This window comes from Knoellia tibetensis (assembly GCF_048606415.1).
In the GTDB taxonomy this organism is placed as follows: Bacteria; Actinomycetota; Actinomycetes; order Actinomycetales; family Dermatophilaceae; genus Knoellia; species Knoellia tibetensis.
This window is the reverse complement of the sequence record NZ_JBMBWF010000001.1, coordinates 1,780,393-1,800,303: the sequence shown is the minus strand read 5'-3', so window position 1 is coordinate 1,800,303 and position 19,911 is coordinate 1,780,393. Positions and strand designations below refer to the sequence as shown.

17 protein-coding genes are annotated in these 19,911 nt (G+C 71.7%); 5 read left to right on the top strand and 12 right to left on the bottom strand.

Annotation, left to right across the window (positions count from 1 at the left end; translation table 11 throughout):
• Position 1 precedes the first annotated feature (1 nt).
• From disA to ACOJV7_RS08255, 9 genes are all read right to left on the bottom strand, one after another.
• Positions 2 to 1,054 (bottom strand): DNA integrity scanning diadenylate cyclase DisA, encoded by a 1,053-nt coding sequence (gene disA, locus ACOJV7_RS08295; RefSeq protein ID WP_420190391.1) that lies wholly within the window; start codon positions 1,052 to 1,054, stop codon positions 2 to 4.
• Between the two features lie 210 nt (positions 1,055 to 1,264).
• The gene (gene radA, locus ACOJV7_RS08290) at positions 1,265 to 2,650 is read right to left on the bottom strand and encodes a DNA repair protein RadA (RefSeq protein WP_420189658.1); all 1,386 of its coding nucleotides are present in this window, start codon (positions 2,648 to 2,650) and stop codon (positions 1,265 to 1,267) included.
• Between the two features lie 15 nt (positions 2,651 to 2,665).
• Positions 2,666 to 3,811, bottom strand: a complete 1,146-nt coding sequence (locus tag ACOJV7_RS08285) for an MFS transporter (RefSeq protein ID WP_420189657.1) — start codon at positions 3,809 to 3,811, stop codon at positions 2,666 to 2,668.
• A 165-nt stretch (positions 3,812 to 3,976) separates the two neighbouring features.
• Positions 3,977 to 4,423 carry a 50S ribosomal protein L9 gene (rplI, locus tag ACOJV7_RS08280; protein ID WP_420189656.1) on the bottom strand — a complete coding sequence of 149 codons (447 nt, stop codon included), beginning with the start codon at positions 4,421 to 4,423 and terminating at the stop codon, positions 3,977 to 3,979.
• A 36-nt stretch (positions 4,424 to 4,459) separates the two neighbouring features.
• Positions 4,460 to 4,696 (bottom strand): 30S ribosomal protein S18, encoded by a 237-nt coding sequence (gene rpsR, locus ACOJV7_RS08275; protein ID WP_035904052.1) that lies wholly within the window; start codon positions 4,694 to 4,696, stop codon positions 4,460 to 4,462.
• A 120-nt stretch (positions 4,697 to 4,816) separates the two neighbouring features.
• The gene (locus ACOJV7_RS08270; RefSeq protein ID WP_420189655.1) at positions 4,817 to 5,407 is read right to left on the bottom strand and encodes a single-stranded DNA-binding protein; all 591 of its coding nucleotides are present in this window, start codon (positions 5,405 to 5,407) and stop codon (positions 4,817 to 4,819) included.
• 104 nt (positions 5,408 to 5,511) lie between these two features.
• Positions 5,512 to 5,799, bottom strand: a complete 288-nt coding sequence (rpsF, locus tag ACOJV7_RS08265) for a 30S ribosomal protein S6 (protein ID WP_420189654.1) — start codon at positions 5,797 to 5,799, stop codon at positions 5,512 to 5,514.
• A gap of 138 nt (positions 5,800 to 5,937) precedes the next feature.
• Entirely contained in the window at positions 5,938 to 7,104 is a 1,167-nt protein-coding gene (locus tag ACOJV7_RS08260) for a hypothetical protein (RefSeq protein ID WP_420189653.1), read from the bottom strand.
• Positions 7,105 to 7,154: 50 nt separating this feature from the next.
• Positions 7,155 to 9,350 (bottom strand): transglycosylase domain-containing protein, encoded by a 2,196-nt coding sequence (locus ACOJV7_RS08255; protein ID WP_420189652.1) that lies wholly within the window; start codon positions 9,348 to 9,350, stop codon positions 7,155 to 7,157.
• Between the two features lie 314 nt (positions 9,351 to 9,664).
• Here ACOJV7_RS08255 and ACOJV7_RS08250 point away from each other — a divergent pair, with 314 nt between their 5' ends.
• Together ACOJV7_RS08250 and ACOJV7_RS08245 are read left to right on the top strand one after the other, a co-directional pair.
• Positions 9,665 to 10,243, top strand: coding sequence for a PadR family transcriptional regulator (locus ACOJV7_RS08250; RefSeq protein ID WP_420189651.1), 579 nt, complete (start codon positions 9,665 to 9,667; stop codon positions 10,241 to 10,243).
• Positions 10,244 to 10,335: 92 nt separating this feature from the next.
• A complete protein-coding gene (locus ACOJV7_RS08245) occupies positions 10,336 to 11,427 on the top strand; it encodes an inositol-3-phosphate synthase (protein ID WP_420189650.1) in 1,092 nt (363 codons plus the stop codon).
• 143 nt (positions 11,428 to 11,570) lie between these two features.
• Here the strand turns inward: ACOJV7_RS08245 and ACOJV7_RS08240 are convergent, their stop codons facing one another.
• Positions 11,571 to 12,107: a hypothetical protein gene (locus tag ACOJV7_RS08240; protein ID WP_420189649.1), complete on the bottom strand. Its 537-nt coding sequence runs from the start codon at positions 12,105 to 12,107 to the stop codon at positions 11,571 to 11,573.
• An 83-nt stretch (positions 12,108 to 12,190) separates the two neighbouring features.
• A complete protein-coding gene (locus ACOJV7_RS08235) occupies positions 12,191 to 13,288 on the bottom strand; it encodes a GDSL-type esterase/lipase family protein (RefSeq protein WP_420189648.1) in 1,098 nt (365 codons plus the stop codon).
• A gap of 162 nt (positions 13,289 to 13,450) precedes the next feature.
• On the opposite strand from ACOJV7_RS08235, the gene ACOJV7_RS08230 reads away from it, so the two are divergent.
• Positions 13,451 to 15,340, top strand: coding sequence for a glycosyltransferase family protein (locus ACOJV7_RS08230; protein WP_420189647.1), 1,890 nt, complete (start codon positions 13,451 to 13,453; stop codon positions 15,338 to 15,340).
• Positions 15,337 to 16,602 (top strand): UDP-N-acetyl-D-mannosamine dehydrogenase, encoded by a 1,266-nt coding sequence (gene wecC, locus ACOJV7_RS08225; protein ID WP_420190390.1) that lies wholly within the window; start codon positions 15,337 to 15,339, stop codon positions 16,600 to 16,602. Before ACOJV7_RS08230 ends, wecC begins: the two co-directional genes overlap by 4 nt.
• A gap of 82 nt (positions 16,603 to 16,684) precedes the next feature.
• On the opposite strand, the gene ACOJV7_RS08220 is transcribed toward wecC, so the two are convergent.
• Positions 16,685 to 17,461, bottom strand: a complete 777-nt coding sequence (locus ACOJV7_RS08220) for a DUF6270 domain-containing protein (protein ID WP_420189646.1) — start codon at positions 17,459 to 17,461, stop codon at positions 16,685 to 16,687.
• Positions 17,462 to 17,684: 223 nt separating this feature from the next.
• On the opposite strand from ACOJV7_RS08220, the gene ACOJV7_RS08215 reads away from it, so the two are divergent.
• On the top strand, positions 17,685 to 19,871 hold the full coding sequence (locus tag ACOJV7_RS08215; RefSeq protein WP_420189645.1) for a glycosyltransferase: 2,187 nt from the start codon (positions 17,685 to 17,687) through the stop codon (positions 19,869 to 19,871).
• Positions 19,872 to 19,911: the final 40 nt, after the last annotated feature.

Sequence of the window (19,911 nt, the reverse complement as noted above, 5' to 3'; positions counted from 1 at the left end):
GTCAGACGTAGCGCTCGAGGATGCTGCTCTCCGCGAGTCGCGACAGGCCCTCGCGGACGAGCCTCGCGCGACCCTCGCCGACGCCCTCGACGCTCATCAGGTCGTCGACGCCGGCGGCGAGAAGCTTCTGCAGGCTGCCGAAGTGCTCGACGAGGCGGTCGACGATCGCACCGGGCAGGCGGGGGACCTTGCTGAGCATGCGGTATCCGAGGGGGCTCACCGACGAGTCGAGCGCGTCGCCGGAGATGATGAAGCCGAGCGCCTTGGCGCCGGCGGACGGGTCGAGCAGCTCGGTCGCGTCGATGTCGGTGAGGTTGGCGGTGGCCTCCGCGAGGTCGTGCTCGCCACGCGACTCGTGGAGGTAGTCGCGGATGACGAGCCCGAGGTCGTCGGAGAGACCGCCGGTGAGCTCCTCGAGCTGGAGGCTGAGCAGACGCCCGTCGGTGCCGAGCTGGAGGACGTAGTCACCGATCTCGTCCTTGATCCGGCGCACCATCTCGAGGCGCTGGAGGACGTTGGCGACGTCGCGGACGGTCACGAGGTCCTCGATCTCGAGCGCCGAGAGGGTGCCGGTGACCTCGTCGAGGCGCTGCTTGTAGCGCTCGAGGGTCTGCAGCGCCTGGTTGGCGCGGGAGAGGATCGCGCTCGAGTCCTCGAGGACGAAGCGGCTACCGCCGACGTAGAGCGCGACGATGCGCATCGACTGGCTCACCGAGACGACGGGGAAGCCGGTCTGCTTCGCGACTCGCTCGGCCGTGCGGTGGCGGGTGCCGGACTCGCTGGTCTCGATGGTCGCGTCCGGGACGAGCTGGGTGGCGGCCCGCAGGATCTTGGTGACGTCGCGGTCGCAGACGATGGCGCCGTCCATCTTGGCGAGCTCGCGCAGGCGGGTGGCAGAGAACTCGACGTCGAGCGGGAAGCCGCCGGTGGCGATGGCGTCGACCGTGCGGTCCGTGCCGAGGACGATGAGGGCGCCGGTGCGGCCGCGCAGGATGCGTTCGAGGCCGTCGCGCAGCTCGGTGCCGGGTGCGACGGCAGCGAGCGTCGTCCGCATCAACTCGTCCTCGTGCAGCGGCGTGGCCACGTGCTTCCCTCCAGTCGTCGCAGGTCAGGTCTCCCTGACCCGATCGCGAGTCTAACGGCGTCGGGCCACAGTCCCCGCGATCCGGTTCGCGAACCCGGTTGTCGCCCGCAAGCCGGTCCGAACGAGCTCGCGAGCGACGTTGGGTTTGCCAACCTCGTCGGGCAGCTCCGGCCGGGCTGATCAGCCGACGGGCGTCACGCAGAGCTGGACCGCCTCGAGGACGCTGCCCACCTCGATGACTCGCAGGCCGTCGGGCACGGGACCGCCCCCGACGACGCCCGGAGGCACGATCGCCGTGGTGAAGCCCAGCCGCGACGCCTCCGCCAGTCGTCGGTGCGCGCCGGTGACCGGCCGCAGCTCTCCGGCGAGCCCGACCTCGCCGAACGCGACCGTGCCGGTCGGCAGGGGCTGGTCGTTGATCGCGCTGGCGAGGGCGAGGGTGATGGCGAGGTCCGAGGCCGGCTCGGTGATGCGCACGCCACCCACGGTCGACGCGAAGACGTCCTTGCGGCCGATCGGTGCGCGGGCGCGAGTGCCGAGGACCGCGAGGATCATGCCGACCCGGGCGGAGTCGAGCCCGCTCGTCGCCCGGCGGGGGTTGGGCACCTCGCTCTGGTCGACGAGCGCCTGCACCTCGGTGACGAGCGGCCGGCGCCCCTCGAGCGTCACGGTGACGCAGGTGCCGGGGACGGCCGCGGTGCGGTTGGACAGGAAGAGCCCGCTCGGGTCGGCGAGCCCGGTGATGCCGACGTCGGACAGGTCGAAGCAGCCGACCTCGTCGGTGGGGCCGTAGCGGTTCTTCACCGCCCGGACGAGCCGCAGCCGGCTGTGCCGGTCGCCCTCGAACTGGACGACGACGTCGACGAGGTGCTCGAGGACCCGCGGGCCGGCGATCGAGCCGTCCTTGGTCACGTGGCCGACGAGCAGGGTCGCGATGCCCCGGGACTTGGCGGTGGCGATGATGCTCGCGGCGACCTCACGAACCTGCGAGACGTTGCCCGCGGAGCCGTCGACCTCGGCGCTGCTGATCGTCTGGACCGAGTCGACGACGAGGAGGTCGGGCTCGACCTGGTCGATCTGCCCGAGGACGGTCGCGAGGTCGGTCTCGGACGCGAGGTAGAGGGTGCGGGCCATCGCCTCGATGCGCTCGGCCCGGCTGCGCACCTGCGCCGCCGACTCCTCGCCGCTCACGTAGAGGACGCGCCGCTCGGCGCCCGGCTCGCCGCCGCGTGCGGCGCGGCCGGCGACGTCGAGGAGCAGCGTCGACTTGCCGATGCCCGGCTCGCCCGCGACGAGCACCACGGCTCCGGGCACGAGCCCGCCACCGAGGACGCGGTCGAACTCGGGCACACCTGTGCCGCGGGCCTCGGCCCGGCTCGAGTCGACCTCGCCGATCGGCACCGCAGGGCGCTCGACGCTCTTGACCGCCGTCGTCCGCGCGCTCACGGCACCGACCTCGGTCACCGACCCCCAGGCCTGGCACTCGCCGCACCGGCCCACCCACTTGACGGTCGTCCACCCGCACTCCGTGCACCGGTATGCCGGTCGCGCGCCCTTCGCTGCCATGGCCGCCAACCTAGGTCAGGGCACCGACACCGGCTCGGCGACTCCCCGCGCGGCGTGACCGGCGGCGAGCGCGAGCGAGAGGCCGGCGGCCGCCAGCCAGAGCACAGCCGGGCCGCGGTCGAGCAACGGCGCGGAGACGAGCGGCGCGACCACGGTCGCCACGCCCCACGACAGCCCGAAGATCGTCATGACGGCGGCGCCCAGGCCCGGCCCACCCATCCGTGCCGCCGTCGCCTGGTAGGTCCCGAGGAGGAAGGCCCCGCTCGCACCCTCGAGCACGGCGCCCGCGACGAGCCCGGCGAGCGAGCCGCTCGCCCACAGCCCGAGGCCGGCGGCCAGGACGAGGTGGCCGACGACGAGGGCGGTGGCGGCCGGCATACGGGTCTCGACCCGGGCGAGGACGCGTTGGGCGCCGATGGCGGAGGCGGCCGCGGCGGCGAGCAGCCAGCCGGTCGTCGATGTCGGGTGGCCGGCGCGGTCGACGGCCAGCGGCAGCATGAAGACGATGACCATGACGAGCGTCGCGTAGACGGTGCCCACGCCGGTCCAGGCGAGCAGCCGAGGCGTGAGGGCCGAGCGCCACGGCGAGGGGTGCCGCTCCGCGTGCGCCGACGGCAGCAGGACGAGGGCGGCGACGGCGGCGAGGGCGCTCGAGACGGCGTCGCAGACGAAGATCGCCGAGACGCCCCACCTCCCCAGCAGCGCGGCGATCAGGCCCGACAGCACGCCGGCGACGGCGAGGGTCGACCAGAGGAGCGCGAAGGCCGACGCCTGCCGCGAGGGCTCGATGGTCTCGGCGATGACGGCCTGGGTGGCCGGCTCGACGAGCTCGTAGGCGAGCCCGAGCGCGAGGACCGCCGCGACGACGACGGGGACGGTGTCGCCGAGGGCGATCGCCAGCAGCGCGACGGCCCCCGCGAGGAGGCCGCCGGCGATCGTCCACCGCGCACCGACCCGGGTGGCGAGGATCCCGCCGAGGATCCGGCTCGGGACGGTGCAGGCGCCGAAGACGGCGAGGACGACCCCCACGGCCGAGAGCGACATCCCGAGGTCGCGGGCGAGCGGCAGGCCGAGGAAGCTCATCCCGAACCCGCCGAGCCGGTTGACGACCCGGACGGCGACGACGGCGTGCAGGACGGATCTCGGTCGGGTCAGTTGCATGGCGGACACCGTATGCCGTGCGCCCGACAACGCGGCAGCGCCCGGTCCCCCGAGGGGACCGGGCGCTGCGGCGTTCGACGTACTGCGACTCTCGGCGGCTTCCAGCTGCGGTGCGCTGACCGCGGTCGGCGCCGAAAGTCGCGCTACGTCGTGGTGAGTCCAGTGTCAGCCGGCGACGACGTTGAGCGCGACCTTGGCCTGCACCTCGGGGTGCAGGCGGACGAGGGCCTCGTGGGCACCCGTCGTCTTGATCGGGGTCGGGACCTCGATCTTGCGCTTGTCGATCGCGGTGCCGATGGCGTCCTTGACGGCCGCGGCGATGTCGGCGGTGGAGACGGCGCCGAAGAGGCGACCCTCCTTGCCGGCGTGCGCCGGGACGGTGACGGCCTTCGACTCGAGGTTGCCCTTGATCGACTGGGCCTCCTCGAGCGACTTCACCGCGCGGACCTCACGGCCCTTGGCGATGGAGTCGACCTGCTTCTGGGCGCCCTTGGTCCACGCCGTCGCGAGACCGCGGCGGAAGAGGAAGTTGCGGGCGTAGCCGTCCTTGACGTCGACGACGTCACCGGCGGTGCCGAGGTTGGACACCTCGTGCGTGAGAATGACCTTCATTGTTCAGCTCTCCTTGTCGGTGCTGGGTCGCGCGCGTCAGCGGGACGAGCTGGAGTAGGGAAGGAGCGCCATCTCACGGGCGTTCTTGACCGCGTTGGCGATCAGACGCTGCTCCTGGACGGACACGCCGGTCACCCGACGAGCGCGGATCTTGCCGCGGTCGGAGATGAACTTGCGCAGCAGCGCAGTGTCCTTGTAGTCGATGTTCTCGACCTTCGCCGCCTTGAGCGGGTTGGCCTTCTTCTTGGGCTTGCGCACAACTGGCTTGGCCATCGTGGTGCTCTCCTTCTGCCGAGCTGCTCGGCGGATGAGCCCTGGTCTCCCAGGGATGGTGTGAATCTGTGAGGTGCGACCCGTGGGTCACGAGGGTCCGGCGTGCCGAACCCCGGGAGATCAGAAGGGGGGCTCGTCGTAGGCCGGGGCGTTGCCCCAGCCTCCTTGGCCGCCCTGCTGACCCTGCGTACCCTGCTGCGGTGCCGGCTGGCCACCGCCCTGGTTCCAGCCGCCGCCCTGACCACCCTGCTGTCCGCCACCCTGAGGTGCGGAGCCGCCGGTGGCCCACGGGTCGCTCTGGCCGGAGCCACCCTGGTCGCCGCCGAAGCCGCCACCGCCGCCACCGCGGGAGGTCTTGTTGACCTTCGCGGTCGCGTACTTCATCGAGGGGCCGACCTCGTCGACGTCCATCTCGATGACGGTGCGCTTCTCGCCCTCCTTGGTCTCGTACGAACGAGACTTCAGACGGCCGGTGACGATGACGCGCGTGCCCCGCTGGAGGGACTCGGCGACGTTCTCCGCCGCGTCACGCCAGACCGAGCAGCGCATGAACAGCGTCTCGCCGTCCTTCCACTCGTTGCTCTGCCGGTCGAACGTGCGCGGCGTGGAGGCCACGGTGAAGTTCGCGACGGCAGCGCCCGACGGAGTGAAGCGCAGCTCGGGGTCACCGGTGAGGTTCCCGACGATCGTGATGACGGTCTCGCCTGCCATGGATCAGATCCCCTTTGGTCTGGTGCAGATGCGGCGGTGGTATGCCGTGTGGCTGGGTGGAGCGGGTGGTGCTGGGTCCAGCGGGTTCGCTGGGATGGAGACGATCAGGCGGAGGGACGAAGGAGCTTCGTCCGCATGATCGACTCGTTGAGGCCGAGCTGGCGGTCCAGCTCCTTGGCCGTGGCCGGCTCCGAGGTGAAGTTGACGACGGCGTAGATGCCCTCGGCCTTCTTCTTGATCTCGTAGGCCAGGCGACGACGGCCCCAGACGTCGATGTTGTCGACGGTGCCACCATCCTTGGTGATCACCGTGAGGAACTTGTCGAGCGACGGCTGAACCGTGCGGTCGTCAAGCTCCGGGTCGAGGATGACCATGAGTTCGTACTGACGCATGCGTTAACCCGCCTCCTTCGGTCTGAACGGTCACGGTCTCTCCGTGACAGGAGGGTATGCATCGCTGCCGACACCGCCGCGGAGCTGTCCACAGGGCGCGAGGCAACCGTGCAAGGGTACCGGCTGCACGGCATACGGCTAAATCCGGCGCGGGTCCTCGCGGGTGGCGGTCTGCCAGGCGCGGACGGCGAGGTGGGTGACCGCGCCGACCCGGCCGAGGAGGGCCAGGGCGTACCAGCCCGCGGGCAGCGAGCGGTCGGGGTCGGCGAGCCCGCCCAGGTAGAGCCAGACGGCGACGAAGTGGACCGCCTCGGCGAGCGCCCAGACGAGGTGGTCGCGCCACCGCAGCCCCGCGAGCGCGACGAGCGGGACGAGCCAGAGCGACGCCTGGACCGGGAAGCTCTTGCCGGAGACGAGGACGACCGCGACGACGACGAGGGCCGCCGCTCCGATGCGGGGCACGCTCGGCGAGCCGAGGACGAGGAGGGCGCCGAGACCGACGGCGACGACCACCCCGAGGACGGCGACCGCGGTGAGCACCCCTGCCGGCCACGGGCTGCCGGCGAGGGTCGGGACGTACCAGACCGACCCGAGACCGGCGAGGCTGTCGGCCCACAGGCCCCACGACCGGGTGAGGAGCTCCGGCCGAAGGAGGAGGAGCGGCACCGCGACGACCGCCGCGGTCGTCACCGCGCCCGCCGCGACCCGGACGAGGTCGCGCTCACGCCCGGTGCGCCACGCCATGGCCGCGACGACGACGAGGAGCAGCCCGGGGTAGGTGCGGGCGAGGAGACCGGCCCCGAGCAGCGACCCGGCCAGCGCGGGATGTCGTCGCGACCACGCCCACAGTCCGCCGGTGGCGAGGGTGACGCCGAGGAGGTCGGGTGAGAGGAGCAGCGTGAGTGCGGCGACGGGGGCCAGGACGACGTGCCGGGCATCCAGCGCGCCACGGGGTCCGACGTCGCGCACCCACCACGCGATGAGGACGAGGGCCGCGACCGAGAGCAGGGCCCACACGCCGAGGACCCAGCGCTGCGTGACGACCGGGTCGCCGCCGGGCCCGAGACCGGCGACCGTCGAGACGAGGGCCGCGGTGAGCGGCGGATGGTCGAGCGGGACCTCACCGCCCAGCCATGCCGTTAGACCGCGGAAGGCACCCGTGGTCTGGGTCGAGACGGCGAGGTCGGAGTAGCAGAAGCGCCAGAACGGCTCCTGCCCTCCCCAGCCACGGTCGAGGCACGGCGCCTGCTTCCACAACGACGCGAGCACCGGCAGCGCTGCGAGCAGCGCCACCGGTGCGAACACGGCGGTGGGTCCCTTCGGACCCGCCCGCTCGAAGGCGGGTCGGCCCACTCTCAGCCGCTCTCACCCGTCGTGGGTGTCGGCTCGGGGAGAGGCAGGGTCACCGACGGCTTGGGACCCTTGGTCTTCGTCGGCGTCGGCTTCTCGGTCTTCGTCGGCGTCGGCTCCTCCGAGGGGGTCGTCGTCGTCGAAGTCGGCTCGGGCTCCGGCTCGCTCGTGCGCTCGGGCTCCTGCGTCCGGGTCGGCTGCTGGGTGCGCTTCGGCGCGGCGTTCTTGTTGATGTATGCCGGCTCGGGGAACTTCAGCTTCTCCATCCCCTCGACCGCCTTGCGCATGTAGTCGGTCCAGATGCGCACCGGGATCGTGCCGCCGGTGATGGCGCCCCACCCGGGGACGTCGTCCATCTGGTTCTCCTCCTTGATCGACCCGTCGCCCTGGTACATCCCGACGGCGGTCGCGAGCTGCGGGGTGAACCCGTCGAACCAGGCCGAGTAGTTGTCGCTCGACGTGCCGGTCTTGCCCGCCGCCTCGCGGTTGAGGCGGTCGCCGGCGTACTCGCCGCTGCCCCTCTCGATGACCTGCTGCATCGAGTAGACGACGTCGGAGACGAGGTCCTCGTCGAAGGCCCGGGTCGTCTTGGGCTGGGCCTTGTAGTCGAGCGCGCCGTCGGTCGACTTCACCGACTTCACGTAGTAGGGAGTGGCACGGACGCCCTTGGCCGCAAGGGTGGCGTAGGCGTTGGCCATGTCGATGACCTTGACGCTGTCGCTACCGAGCACGTTGGCGTAGTTGGGGTTGAGCTTGGTGGTGATCCCCGCCTGCTTCGCCGCGGCCGCCGTCTTCTCGGGGCTCGCGATGATGTTGAGCTGGGCGTAGACGGTGTTGACCGAGTCTGCCGTCGCCTCCGGGACGGTGATGCGGCCGTAGTCGCGCTCGTTGAAGTTGCGCACGCCACCGCGGCGGTTGAAGTCGGTCGCCCCTCCGGGGTTCGCGAACTCCTCGAAGTACTGCGGGCTGTTGCCGTCGAAGGACTGGCGGATGCTGAGGTCACCACTCTGGAGGGCGGCGATGAGGGTGAAGATCTTGAAGACCGAGCCTGCCTGCATCGTCGCGTCGGTGGCGGTGTTGAACTGGTTCTTGGCGTAGTCGGCACCGCCGTAGAGCGCCTGCACGGCACCGTCACCGGGCTTGATCGAGGCGAGACCGACGTGGAGGTTCTTGGCCTCCTTGGGGATCCGCTCCTTGATGGCCTCGGCCGCCGCGTCCTGCTTCTTCTTGTCGATCGTCGTGACGATCCGCAGACCCCCGCTGGAGATGTCGCCCTCGTCGACCTTGACCTTCGTGGCGAGCTCGTCCTTGACGAGCTGGACGAGGTAGCCGTTGGTGCCGCCGACGGACGGCGGCGTGTACTTGACGAACGACGTCGGGAAGGTCGCCGCAGCGCGCTGCTCGGCGCTGAGCCAGCCCTCCTTGACCATCGCGTCGAGGATGTAGGCAGAGCGGGTCTGGGCGTTCTTGAGCTGCGAGGCGCCGAGGCGCGGGTCGTAGAAGGACGGGCCCCGGATGGCCGAGGCGAGGAAGGCACCCTCGGCCGGGGTGAGCTTGGAGACGTCCTTGTTGAAGTAGGCCTTCGACGCCGTCTGGATGCCGTAGGCCCCGCGGCCGTAGTAGATGGTGTTGAGGTAGTTCTCGAGGATCTCGTCCTTGGACTGCTGGCCGTCGATCTTGACCGAGATGAGGATCTCGCGGGCCTTGCGCGACAGCGTCCGGTCCTGGCTGAGGAAGTAGTTCTTGACGTACTGCTGGGTGATCGTCGAGCCGCCCTGGGTGGCCTGGCCACCCTTGATCGCAACCCAGACCGCCCGGCCGATGCCGGTCGGGGAGATGCCGTTGTTCTCGTAGAAGTTGCGGTCCTCGGCGGCGAGCAGCGCTCGCTGCACGTGCACCGGCACCTGCTTGAGCTTGACCGACTCGCGGTTGTACTCGGAGACGCGACCGATCTCGGTCTTGCCGTCGGCGAAGTAGATGACCGACGTCTGCGCGGTGGCGACCTCGTTGGGCTCGGGCACGTCCGTCATCGCGTAGGCGATCCCGACCCCGGCCACGCCGAGGACGAAGAGCCCCAGCATCGTGTAGAGGACGCGACGCGGCCACGAGCGCTTGGCGCCGCCCTGGGAACTGCCGGCGCGGCCGGCGCGTCCCTCCTGGCGGCGACGTGCCTCGGCGCGCGAACGGGGTGCGGTGCTCATGAACAACTCTCGGGGGGAAGACAGCAGTGCGGACGTCGGCGCGATCACCACGAGGGCAGACCGCGCCACCTCCAGTATGACGCCACCAACCTGAGTGCGACGTTCAGGAAGCTCTCACCCCCGTGCGGCCACCCGTCTCGGCGACTGACTGCCATTTTCAGCGCCGGCCCCGCTGGTGCGGCGTTCGTGGAAGCCGCTAAACGTGGGAATCAGTCGCGTTGATGTATCGCATCGATATAGCGCTGGGGTACAGTCGCGCTGACAAGGTCGGAGTTTGTCAGTCGACGTCGTGCACAGCGAACGAGGAGGTGCGCATGAGCAAGCGGTCGGAGCTGCTCGACTTCGCGCTTCTCGGGCTGCTCCATGACGGACCGGCCCACGGCTACGAGCTGCGCCGCCGGCTCAACGAGGCCCTCGGTGCCTTCCGCGCGCTGTCCTACGGCACGCTCTACCCCGCCCTCGCCGGACTGCTCGACCGCGGGCTCATCGCGCAGTCCACGGCGGTCGGACCGACATCCGGCTCGTCGAGGACGACCGGCCGCAACCGGATCGTCTACGCGATCACTGCGGCGGGCAAGGAGGCCTTCGACGAGGCCGCCCGGCGCACCGACGCCGCGGCCTACGAGGACGACGGCTTCGGCGTGCGCCTCGCCTTCTTCGGGCGGACCGAGTCGGACGTGCGGCTGCGGATCCTCGAGGGCCGGCGCTCGCGCGTCGAGGAGCAGCTCGAGACCGTGCGCGCCAACGCGACCCGCAACCGCGAGCGGATGGACTCATGGACCTCGGCGCTGCAGCGCCACGGCGAGGACAGCACCGAGCGCGAGGTCCGCTGGCTCACCGAGCTCATCGACGCCGAGCGCCGCCACCCCACCGACCCGGGCCCCCAGCCCTGACCCGACCACAGACCACCTCCCGCCCACAGAACGACCGGGCAGGCCGGCATACGCCGGTCCTGACCGGCACACCACCGAAGGAGAACACCATCATGGGTTCGATCCGCGTCGCCATCGTCGGCGTCGGCAACTGCGCGAGCTCGCTCGTGCAGGGAGTCGAGTACTACAAGGACGCCGACGCCAGCGCGTCGGTGCCCGGTCTCATGCACGTCCAGTTCGGCGACTACCACGTCAAGGACGTCGAGTTCGTCGCCGCGTTCGACGTCGACGACAAGAAGGTCGGCAAGGACCTCGCCGAGGCCATCCACGCCTCCGAGAACAACACCATCAAGATCGCCGACGTCCCCACCACCGGCGTCGAGGTCCAGCGCGGCCACACGCTCGACGGCATCGGCAAGTACTACGCGATGACGATCGACGAGTCCCCCGCCGAGCCGGTCGACATCGTCGCTGCGCTCAAGGCCGCCGAGGTCGACGTCCTCGTGTCCTACCTCCCGGTGGGCTCGGAGCAGGCCGACAAGTTCTACGCCCAGTGCGCCATCGACGCGGGTGTCGCCTTCGTCAACGCCCTGCCGGTCTTCATCGCCTCGGACCCCGAGTGGGCCAAGAAGTTCGAGGACGCCGGCGTCCCGATCATCGGCGACGACATCAAGAGCCAGGTCGGCGCGACCATCACCCACCGCGTCATGGCCAAGCTCTTCGAGGACCGTGGCGTCACGCTGGACCGCACCTACCAGCTCAACGTCGGCGGCAACATGGACTTCAAGAACATGCTCGAGCGCGAGCGCCTTGAGTCCAAGAAGGTCTCCAAGACCCAGGCCGTCACCTCGAACCTCACCGGCGCCCTCGCCGGCGTGACGGACAGCAAGAACGTCCACATCGGCCCGTCCGACTACGTCGCGTGGCTCGACGACCGCAAGTGGGCCTACGTCCGCCTCGAGGGTCGCGCCTTCGGTGACGTGCCGCTCAACCTGGAGTACAAGCTCGAGGTGTGGGACTCCCCCAACTCGGCCGGCATCATCATCGACGCCATCCGCGCGGCGAAGATCGCCAAGGACCGCGGCGTCGGCGGCGCCCTGCTGTCCGCGTCGTCCTACCTCATGAAGTCCCCGCCGGAGCAGCGTCCCGACGACCTCGGTCGCGCGAAGCTCGAGGCCTTCATCGCGGGCACCGAGGAGCGCTGAGCGCCAGTGCGCTGACGGCATACGCCGTGTGAATGCGCCGACTGCGCGTGGGAAACGGGCACTTCGCAAGGGAACAGTTCCCCTGCGAAGTGCCCGTTTCCCACTTCGGGAAAGGTGTGACGAGCGGGGCGAGGGCGCGGCGGTCAGGGGCCGAGGAAGACGACGGCGTTGCCGTCGGCGCTGTGGCAGCGCACGGGCGGCGTCGACTCCGTGGCGAGGCAGGTGACGTCGTACCACTTCTTCGTCACGGTGCTCCAGGTGCGGAACGGCGCCGAGCCGTCGGGGGCGCCGGCCTTGCGGTAGGCCGCGCGGACGGCGTCGGTGAAGGCGCAGGAGGTGTCGCGGTTGCCCGACCACGCCGTGGCGACCGCGTCGTTCCCGCTCGTCGAGCAGCGCTGCGGGGCGTCGGCCAGCCGCGGCCTCGGTGCGTCGTCCGCGGGGGCGCTGCCCTTCGGCGACCCGGACGCGGAGGCACCCGTCGAGGGTGACGTCGTCGGGCCGGCCGTGGCCGCGCCCGTCGGGTCCGGTGCGCCGTTGGACGTCGAGCCGAAGAGCTGGGACAGCGTCCAGGTGCCGAGGACGGTGAGCACGACGAACGTCGCGACCATCGCGGCGACCCGACCGGGGGTGAAGGTGGGAGCGGGGGCGTGCGGCTCGCCGCGCGTCGGTGGTGACGTCACGGCGGCGCCACAGCGCGGGCAGAACCGCGCTCCCGGTGCGAGCCTCTCGTCACACGCGGTGCAGTGCGTGGGCTCGGCCATGGTCAGGGCGCCGGCTGCTCGGGTGTCGTGTCGGCCGGGCCCGTCTCGCCTGGGGTCGAGTCGGAGGGCGTCGGCGCGGTCGTGAGCGTCGGGAACGGCACGATCGTCGGGCCACGGACCGAGCGGCTCGGTGAGGGCGTCGGGGTGGCGGTCGGCTGCGGGGCGCTCGTCCGCCGCGGCCGGCTGCCCGCCGACGTCGCCGCCTCGGTCTCCTCCGGCGTGCTCGTGGGGGTCGCCTCTCCCTCAGCAGGCGTCCCGGTCGTGGCGGCCTCGGCCGCCTCGGGCGGCTCGCTGCCGACGAGGAGCCGGTATGCCGTCTGCCCCCAGAAGCGGTCGCCTCGCCCGGACATGACGAGGCCGTCCCGGGACGAGACGTAGGAGTTGGGCTCCCCGGTGTCGAGGAACACCTTGGCCACGTCGAGGGTGCGGACCCCGCTCGTCCCCGCCCACGCCGCGACGGCGTCGCGGACGTCCTTCGCCGCGTCGTCGGCGGTCGGCGGCTGGAGGGTGACCGTGACGACCGCCCGGGGCCAGGCCTTCCGCAGTGCCTTGGTCGTCGTCGTCAGGCGGGCGGCCACCTTGTCGGCGTCGTCGTTGCGGCCGTAGTTGAGGACGACCACGTCGGGCGCCTTCGGCGAGAGGAATCCCAGCCGTCGGGCGCCGTAGTCGGCGAGGGCCCCGGGCCGGCTGCCGTTGTAGATCGTCACCACCGGGCCGGTCGAGCCGTAGGCCTGCTTCTGGGCATAGACCGTGGGGTCGGCCGGGTCGAGCCGGTGCACCGTCACCCGGCGGTCGCGCCCGAGGAGCTCGCCGAGGATGCCGACCCACTCGCCCTGGCCGTCGCCCGTCTGGTCGCCGAGCACCGCCACGGTCGTCGGCGCTTCGCGCGCGAAGAGCGCCTCGGTCGTCGTCGCGCTCGGGCTGGCCGAGGGTGAGGCCGAGGGGGTCGGGGAGGCGGTCGGGCTGGGCGGCGGCGGCTTCTCCGCGACCTCCGACGCGTCGCGTCCGCTGAGCAGCAGGACCACGCCGACGACGAGCGCGACGTTGATGACGATGGCCAGGACGCCCCAGCCCACGTCGGTCCCACGGAATCGATGCACCGCCTCATTCTGCTACAGCAGCCACGATGGCCCCGCCACGCACGCGTCGGCCGCCACCGCGGGGGAACGACGGGGGTTCGTTATGTTGGCCGTGGTGTCGGGACGGTCACCGGTGCACCGTCGGCCCGACGAGACCCCACGCCGGGGAGGAACGGAGCGTCCATGGGTCGCGCAGCCAACCGGCTCGCCGAGGTCCGACGAGCCCTGTGGCACCTCCGGCAGGGCGGTCCCGACCAGCTCCGTCGCCACCGCGCGAGGCGACGCATCGACGGGTCCGGGCGGGACGGCATACGGATGGGTCGGGACGGGCTCGAGGTGCCTGCGTGGCCGCTGCCCGACCGGGCACCGCGGCGTCCCGGGCTGCGGGTCGGCGTCATCCTCGACGACTTCTCGGCGCTGGCACTGGGCTACGAGTGGGACCAGGTGGCGCTCACCCCGCAGCGGTGGCGCGAGCAGGTGGCGTCCGAGCCGCTCGACCTGCTCTTCGTCGAGTCGGCCTGGCACGGCAACGGCGACGCGTGGCAGTACCACCTCACGGGTCCGTCCGCGCCGCGGCCGGCGTTCGTCGAGCTCGTGCAGTGGTGCCGGGAGCACGGGGTGCCGGCGGTCTTCTGGAACAAGGAGGACCCGGTCCACTACGACGACTTCCTCGACGCCGCCCGGCTCTTCGACCACGTGTGGACGACCGACTCCGACCGGCTCGAGGACTACCGTCGAGACCTCGGCCACGACCGGGTGGGCGTGCTGCCCTTCGGCGCCCAGCAGTCGCTGCACAACCCCGTCCGTCCCGCGGCCGGCCACCAGGACCGCGACGTGGCCTTCGGCGGCATGTACTTCGCGCACAAGTACCCCGAGCGGCGTGAGCAGATGGACCTGCTCCTCGGTGCGGCCGACGCGGCCTCGTCGCGGATGGAGACCGGGCTGGAGATCTTCTCCCGCTACCTCGGCGCCGACGAGCGCTACCAGTTCCCTGCCCCGCTGGACCAGCGCGTCGTCGGCTCGCTGGACTACCCGCGGATGCTCACGGCATACCGGTCCTACAAGGTCTTCCTCAACGTCAACTCGGTCGTCGGCTCACCGAGCATGTGCGCCCGCCGCATCTTCGAGATCACGGCGTGCGGCACCCCGGTGGTCTCGACGCCGAGCCCGGCCATCTCCGAGTTCTTCCCGGCCGACGAGGTGCTCCAGGTCGCCACCGCGCAGGAGGCGGAGTGGACGCTGCGGGCGCTCGTGGGCAGCCCCGAGCTGCGCGACCACACCGTCCACGCGGCGCAGCGCCGCATCTGGGAGGGCCACACCTACACCCACCGCGTCGACGACGTGCTTCGCGGCGCCGGCCTCTCCTCGTATGCCGTCACATCCCGTCAGCGGACCGTGAGCGCCTTGGTCTCGACGAACCGGCCCCACCAGCTCGAGCACGTGTTGACGACGGTGGGCGCCCAGCGCGGCGTCGAGGTCGAGCTCGTGCTGCTCACGCACGGGTTCGAGCCCGGGTCCGATGTCCGGGCGCGCGCGGCAGAGCTGGGGATCGAGCGGTTGACCCTACTGCACGAGCCGGCGACGACGTCGCTCGGCGCGTGCCTCAACCGGTGCGTGGAGGCGGCCTCCGGCGAGGTCGTGGCCAAGATGGACGACGACGACCTCTACGGCCCGGACTACCTGCGTGACCAGCTCCACGCCCTCGACTACTCCGGCGCGGCGGTCGTCGGCAAGCAGGCCCACCACATGTGGGTCGAGGCCTTGGACGCGACGATCGTGCGCTTCCCCGAGCGCGAGCACCGGTTCACCGACCTCGTCATGGGCCCGACGATCGTGGTGTCGCGGGAGGTCGCTCTGGCCCATCCGTTCGCCGATGTGGGGCGGGGTGAGGACACCGGGTTCCTCCGTGACGTGGTCGCCGGGGGCAGCCAGGTCTACTCCGCCGATAGGTTCAACTTCGTCCAGATGCGGCATACTTCGCAGCGCCACACCTGGGAGGCCACGACGGCCGAGCTGCTCGCGAACGCACGCGTGCTGGCCTATGGGCAGGGTCTGGCCCACATCATGTTCTGAAACCAAGGGGACACCACGTGAACACCAAGACCGTTGCCGTCATCGGCCTCGGCTACATCGGGCTGCCGACGGCGGCGATCCTGGCCAGCAACGGCGTGCGGGTCATCGGGGTCGACGTGAGCGACCGTCACGTCGACGCCGTCAACCGCGGTGAGGTGCCGTTCGTCGAGCCCGACCTCGCCACGCACGTCGCGGGCGGGGTGAGCCAGGGGATGCTGTCGGCGCAGAAGGACACCCCGCACGCCAACACCTACATCGTCGCGGTGCCGACGCCGTTCAAGGACGGCTACGCGGCCGACCTCTCCTACATCGACGCCGCCACCGACGCGATCATCCCCCAGCTGCGCGGTGGCGAGCTCATCATCCTCGAGTCGACGTCCCCGCCCGGCGCCACCCAGCACCTCGCGGACCGCGTCCTCGCCGCGCGCCCCGACCTGTCGCTCGACGGCTCCGGCGAGCGCCCGGTCGTCCACTTCGCCCACTGCCCCGAGCGGGTGCTGCCGGGCCGCGTCATGATCGAGCTCGTCACCAACGACCGGATCATCGGTGGGCTCACCGTCGAGGCGGCCGAGCGCGCCCGTGACCTCTACGAGGTCTTCTGCGACGCCGAGCTCCACCTCACCGACGCCACGACGGCCGAGATGGCCAAGCTCACCGAGAACTCGTTCCGCGACGTCAACATCGCCTTCGCCAACGAGCTGTCCGTCATCGCCGACAAGCTCGGGATCGACGTCTTCGAGCTCATCGAGCTCTCCAACAAGCACCCGCGCGTCAACATCCTCCAGCCCGGCCCCGGCGTCGGCGGGCACTGCATCGCCGTCGACCCGTGGTTCATCGTCAGCGCCGTGCCCGACGAGGCCCGCCTCATCCGCACCGCCCGCGAGGTCAACGACCACAAGCCCGAGGTCGTCCTCGCCAAGGTCAAGGAGCGCGCCGACCGCTTCAAGGAGCCGGTCATCGCCGCGCTCGGCCTCGCCTTCAAGCCGGACATCGACGACCTGCGCGAGTCGCCCGCCCTCGGGATCACCAAGCAGCTCGCCGAGCGGCACCCGGACGCGCACATCCTCGCGGTCGAGCCCAACATCGACGAGCTGCCGGGCGTCCTCGTCGGGCAGGCGCACGTGAGCCTCGAGAGCACCGAGGACGCGATCAAGCGCGCCGACATCGTCGTGCTCCTCGTCGACCACCGCGAGTTCAAGCACCTCGACCGGTCGCTGCTCGCCGAGAAGGCCGTCATCGACACGCGAGGCGTCTGGCGCTGATCGCGGCGCGGCGCCGGGAAACCCGCGCTGCACCGGGCTGGCCGTCCGACTGGCCGCGTGACCGCCTGACCGCCGGGTGGCCTCAGTCCGCGGTCGGCGCCGTCTGCGAGGAGCCGAGCACGCCGTCGAGCGAGCGCAGGATCGTCTCGTAGACCTCGGGCGTGTAGTGGAACGGCGCGAGGCCCCAGCGGTGCCCCGGGTCGGCGAGCACGGCCTCCTGGGGGACCTCGACCATCGCGAAGCCGCGCTCTCGCAGCCGCTCGTAGTAGCCGACGTAGAGCGCGTTGGCGTCCTTGGCCCGCATGCCCATGCTCCACGGCGACGTCTTGCCCTCGGTGGTCCGCAGCGCCCACGGCACCCTCAGGACCACCGTCCGGTCGAAGAGGTCGAGGGCGCGCAGACGGGCCTCGAAGCGGTCGACCGCGGCGTCCCACAGCGCGACGTGCTCGGGTGAGCCGAGGGGCAGGTGCTCCGCGCCGTCGAGGACCTCGCGGAGCTCGGGCAGCTGGGTGTTGTCGATGCTCCTCGTGACGACCGTCCCGTCGGCGAAGCGGTGGATGCCGTGGCGCTCGTCGGTGAGGTCCCACAGCAGGACCTCGACCCGGGGCGCGAGCTCCTCGAGCCGTTCGCCGAAGCTGCCGGCGAAGTCGCCGCGGATCATCGACTCCTGGAACTTCGAGGTCGTGCTCAGCCGCTCGGGCAGGTGGTGGCTCGCGTCGCTGCCGACCGAGACGACCGACTGGCGGGCGACGTAGGCACGCAGGTCGACCGACCCCTTGCGCGCGAACTCCATCGTGTCGCGACCGACACAGCTGCCGTAGACGAGGACACGAACCGGACGGTCGGTGGGTTCGGGCACGTCTCTCCAGGTTCTCGACTGCCGGCGGAGGGCCCCACCGACTCCTCAGGATACCGAGCACGGCCGGCAGGTCCGGCGCTGCCGTCGCCCCCGGCTGCCGGTCCCGGCGCCCTCCGGGCCGGCCGCTGGTCCCGGCGGGACGCTCGTCGCTCGGTGGTGCGGGTCCGGCGCGCGAAGTAGATTGTGCGGGTCCCGACGCCCGCCGAAAGCAGCCGTTCTCCTCATGGTCTCCACCCGCTCGACGTCGTCGCGGACCCGTGCCTTCCAGCTGGCCCTCCTGGGCTGCGCCCTGCTGTGGTGCGTGGCGGTCGTCGTCCTCGTCATGCAGCTCTCAGCCCCCACCCTCACGATCGTCCTGCTGGCGCTCCTGGGAGTCGTAGTGCCCGCGGCGGTGACGGGAGTGGCGCTGCTCGCCGTCCGGACCTACCGGCAGCGCGCCGATGCGATGGCGACGAGGGTGTCGAACCTCGAGCGCCGTGTCGCCGCCCTCTCGGCGGCCTCACCCCAGTCGGCGACGGCGCTGCAGGGGCGGCTGGACGCCCTCGAGAGCACGGCCGGGCCGGCGAGGCTGGCGGAGGTCGTCGACGCCGTGGTCACCCTCGCCCGTCACCAGGGGCTGGCCCTGACCGACGTGCTCACCCCCCGGCAGGCGGCCGACCAGGTCCTCGCCGCCCTCGAGCGTCGACGTCACCTCGAGGCGCTCCCCTACCTCGCCGCCTTCCCCGGCCTGCACGCCGCGCTGAGCGTGACGCACGCACGGCGGCTGCAGCAGGGCCTGCTCCGGCTCGGCTACCTCGACCGGTCGGCCGAGCTGAGCCGGTCGGTCGCCGACCGGACCGGAAGGCCCGACGACGAGGCGCGCGCCGCGCTCTACGCCTCCGAGCTCGCGCTCTACCGCGGCGAGGTCGATCCCGACCTCCCGCTGGCGTCCCCCGACGGACCGCCGCGTCCGGGCGTGGTGATGCACGTCGTCGGCAAGGCGCTGCCTGAGACGCAGTCGGGCTACACCCTGCGCACCCAGTACACCGTGCAGGCCCAAGCCCGGGCCGGTCTCGAGCCGGTCGTCGTGGCGCACTCCGGGTCGGCCGGGGAGGCGGCCGAGACGACGACGACGTACGAGCACGACGGCATACGCCACCACCTCCTCGCGGGTCCGCGACGGGGCGACGGTCCCTGGGACGTGTGGCTGGCAGCCAACGTCGCGGCCCTCGCCGAGGTCGTCGCGAAGGAACGGCCCGCCGTCCTGCACGTCCACTCCGACTTCATGAACGCGCTCATCGCGCTTCCGGTCGCCCGCCACGCCGGCATCCCGATCGTCAACGAGACGCGGGGGTTCTGGGAGGAGAGCTGGTTCTCGCGCACCGCGGAGGCGTCGGGCTGGCCGGACGCCACCGAGCTCGAGGAGCGGTTCGGCCTGCCGGACATGTACCGCCTCAGGGTCGAGAGCGAGGCGCGCACGCGCAGCGAGTCCGACGCCGTCGTGACCCTCGCCCGCGTCATGGAGGCGCACATCGAGCGCGTCGGGGACCGCCTCGACCTGCCTGCTCCCCCGGTCTTCCTCGCACCCAACGCGGTCGACGGTGACGAGTTCCCGGTCCTGCAGGACAGTCCGGAGACCCGCTCCGGGCTCGGGATCGAGGCGGACGCCCTCGTCGTCGGCTACATCTCCTCGGTCGTCGAGTACGAGGGCATCGACACCCTCGTGCGGGCGGCATTCGAGCTCGAGGCCGCGCTCGACGCGAGCACCGACGTCGATGCCGAGGGGCAGCCGGACGAGGCCGGCGACGACAACGGCCTCGACGGGCTGGTGGAGCGGCTGCGCGCGGTGCACCCCGACTCAACCGACGACACGCTCCGGTCCCACGCCGAGGAGCTCGTGGCGGCCGTGGCCCCGCTGCGCGGCACCCCCGTGCGGCTGCTCGTCGTCGGCGACGGAGCCGAGCTGCCGGGACTGCGAGCACTGGCGACCGGCCTCGACATGCGCAGCGTCGTCTTCGCGGGCCGCGTGGGCCACGACCTCGTCGCCGACCACTACGCCGCGATCGACCTCTTCGTCGTGCCCCGCAAGCGGGCCGCCGTCACCGAGCTCGTCACGCCGCTCAAGCCCTTCGAGGCGATGGCCACCGGGCGACCGTGCGTCTTCTCCGACGTCGCCGCGCTCGCCGAGATCGGGTCCGACAGCGGCTGCGCCGAGCTCTTCCGGGCCGGCGACCACCACGACCTGGCGATGACCGTCGCAGCCCTGCTCGCCGACGCCGGGCGCCGGGAGCAGATGGCCCGCGACGGCGCCGCGTGGGTGCGGGCGGAGCGGTCGTGGGACCGGAACGCCGCGACCTACCGCTCCGTCTACGAGTCGGTCGGCGCGAAGCTCGAGACGGACGCCGCCGACGCCGCGGACGCACGGCTCTAGGCCGGCGCCGCGGACGTCGGTCCCGGGGCAGCACCCCGGG

What these genes read in the sequence shown, in the direction of transcription:
- disA (WP_420190391.1), bottom strand. Translation starts at nt 1,054, where the DNA reads ATGCGGACGACGCTCGCTGCCGTCGCACCCGGCACCGAGCTGCGCGAC.
- radA (WP_420189658.1), bottom strand. Translation starts at nt 2,650, where the DNA reads ATGGCAGCGAAGGGCGCGCGACCGGCATACCGGTGCACGGAGTGCGGG.
- ACOJV7_RS08285 (WP_420189657.1), bottom strand. Translation starts at nt 3,811, where the DNA reads ATGCAACTGACCCGACCGAGATCCGTCCTGCACGCCGTCGTCGCCGTC.
- rplI (WP_420189656.1), bottom strand. Translation starts at nt 4,423, where the DNA reads ATGAAGGTCATTCTCACGCACGAGGTGTCCAACCTCGGCACCGCCGGT.
- rpsR (WP_035904052.1), bottom strand. Translation starts at nt 4,696, where the DNA reads ATGGCCAAGCCAGTTGTGCGCAAGCCCAAGAAGAAGGCCAACCCGCTC.
- ACOJV7_RS08270 (WP_420189655.1), bottom strand. Translation starts at nt 5,407, where the DNA reads ATGGCAGGCGAGACCGTCATCACGATCGTCGGGAACCTCACCGGTGAC.
- rpsF (WP_420189654.1), bottom strand. Translation starts at nt 5,799, where the DNA reads ATGCGTCAGTACGAACTCATGGTCATCCTCGACCCGGAGCTTGACGAC.
- ACOJV7_RS08255 (WP_420189652.1), bottom strand. Translation starts at nt 9,350, where the DNA reads ATGAGCACCGCACCCCGTTCGCGCGCCGAGGCACGTCGCCGCCAGGAG.
- ACOJV7_RS08250 (WP_420189651.1), top strand. Translation starts at nt 9,665, where the DNA reads ATGAGCAAGCGGTCGGAGCTGCTCGACTTCGCGCTTCTCGGGCTGCTC.
- ACOJV7_RS08245 (WP_420189650.1), top strand. Translation starts at nt 10,336, where the DNA reads ATGGGTTCGATCCGCGTCGCCATCGTCGGCGTCGGCAACTGCGCGAGC.
- ACOJV7_RS08230 (WP_420189647.1), top strand. Translation starts at nt 13,451, where the DNA reads ATGGGTCGCGCAGCCAACCGGCTCGCCGAGGTCCGACGAGCCCTGTGG.
- ACOJV7_RS08215 (WP_420189645.1), top strand. Translation starts at nt 17,685, where the DNA reads ATGGTCTCCACCCGCTCGACGTCGTCGCGGACCCGTGCCTTCCAGCTG.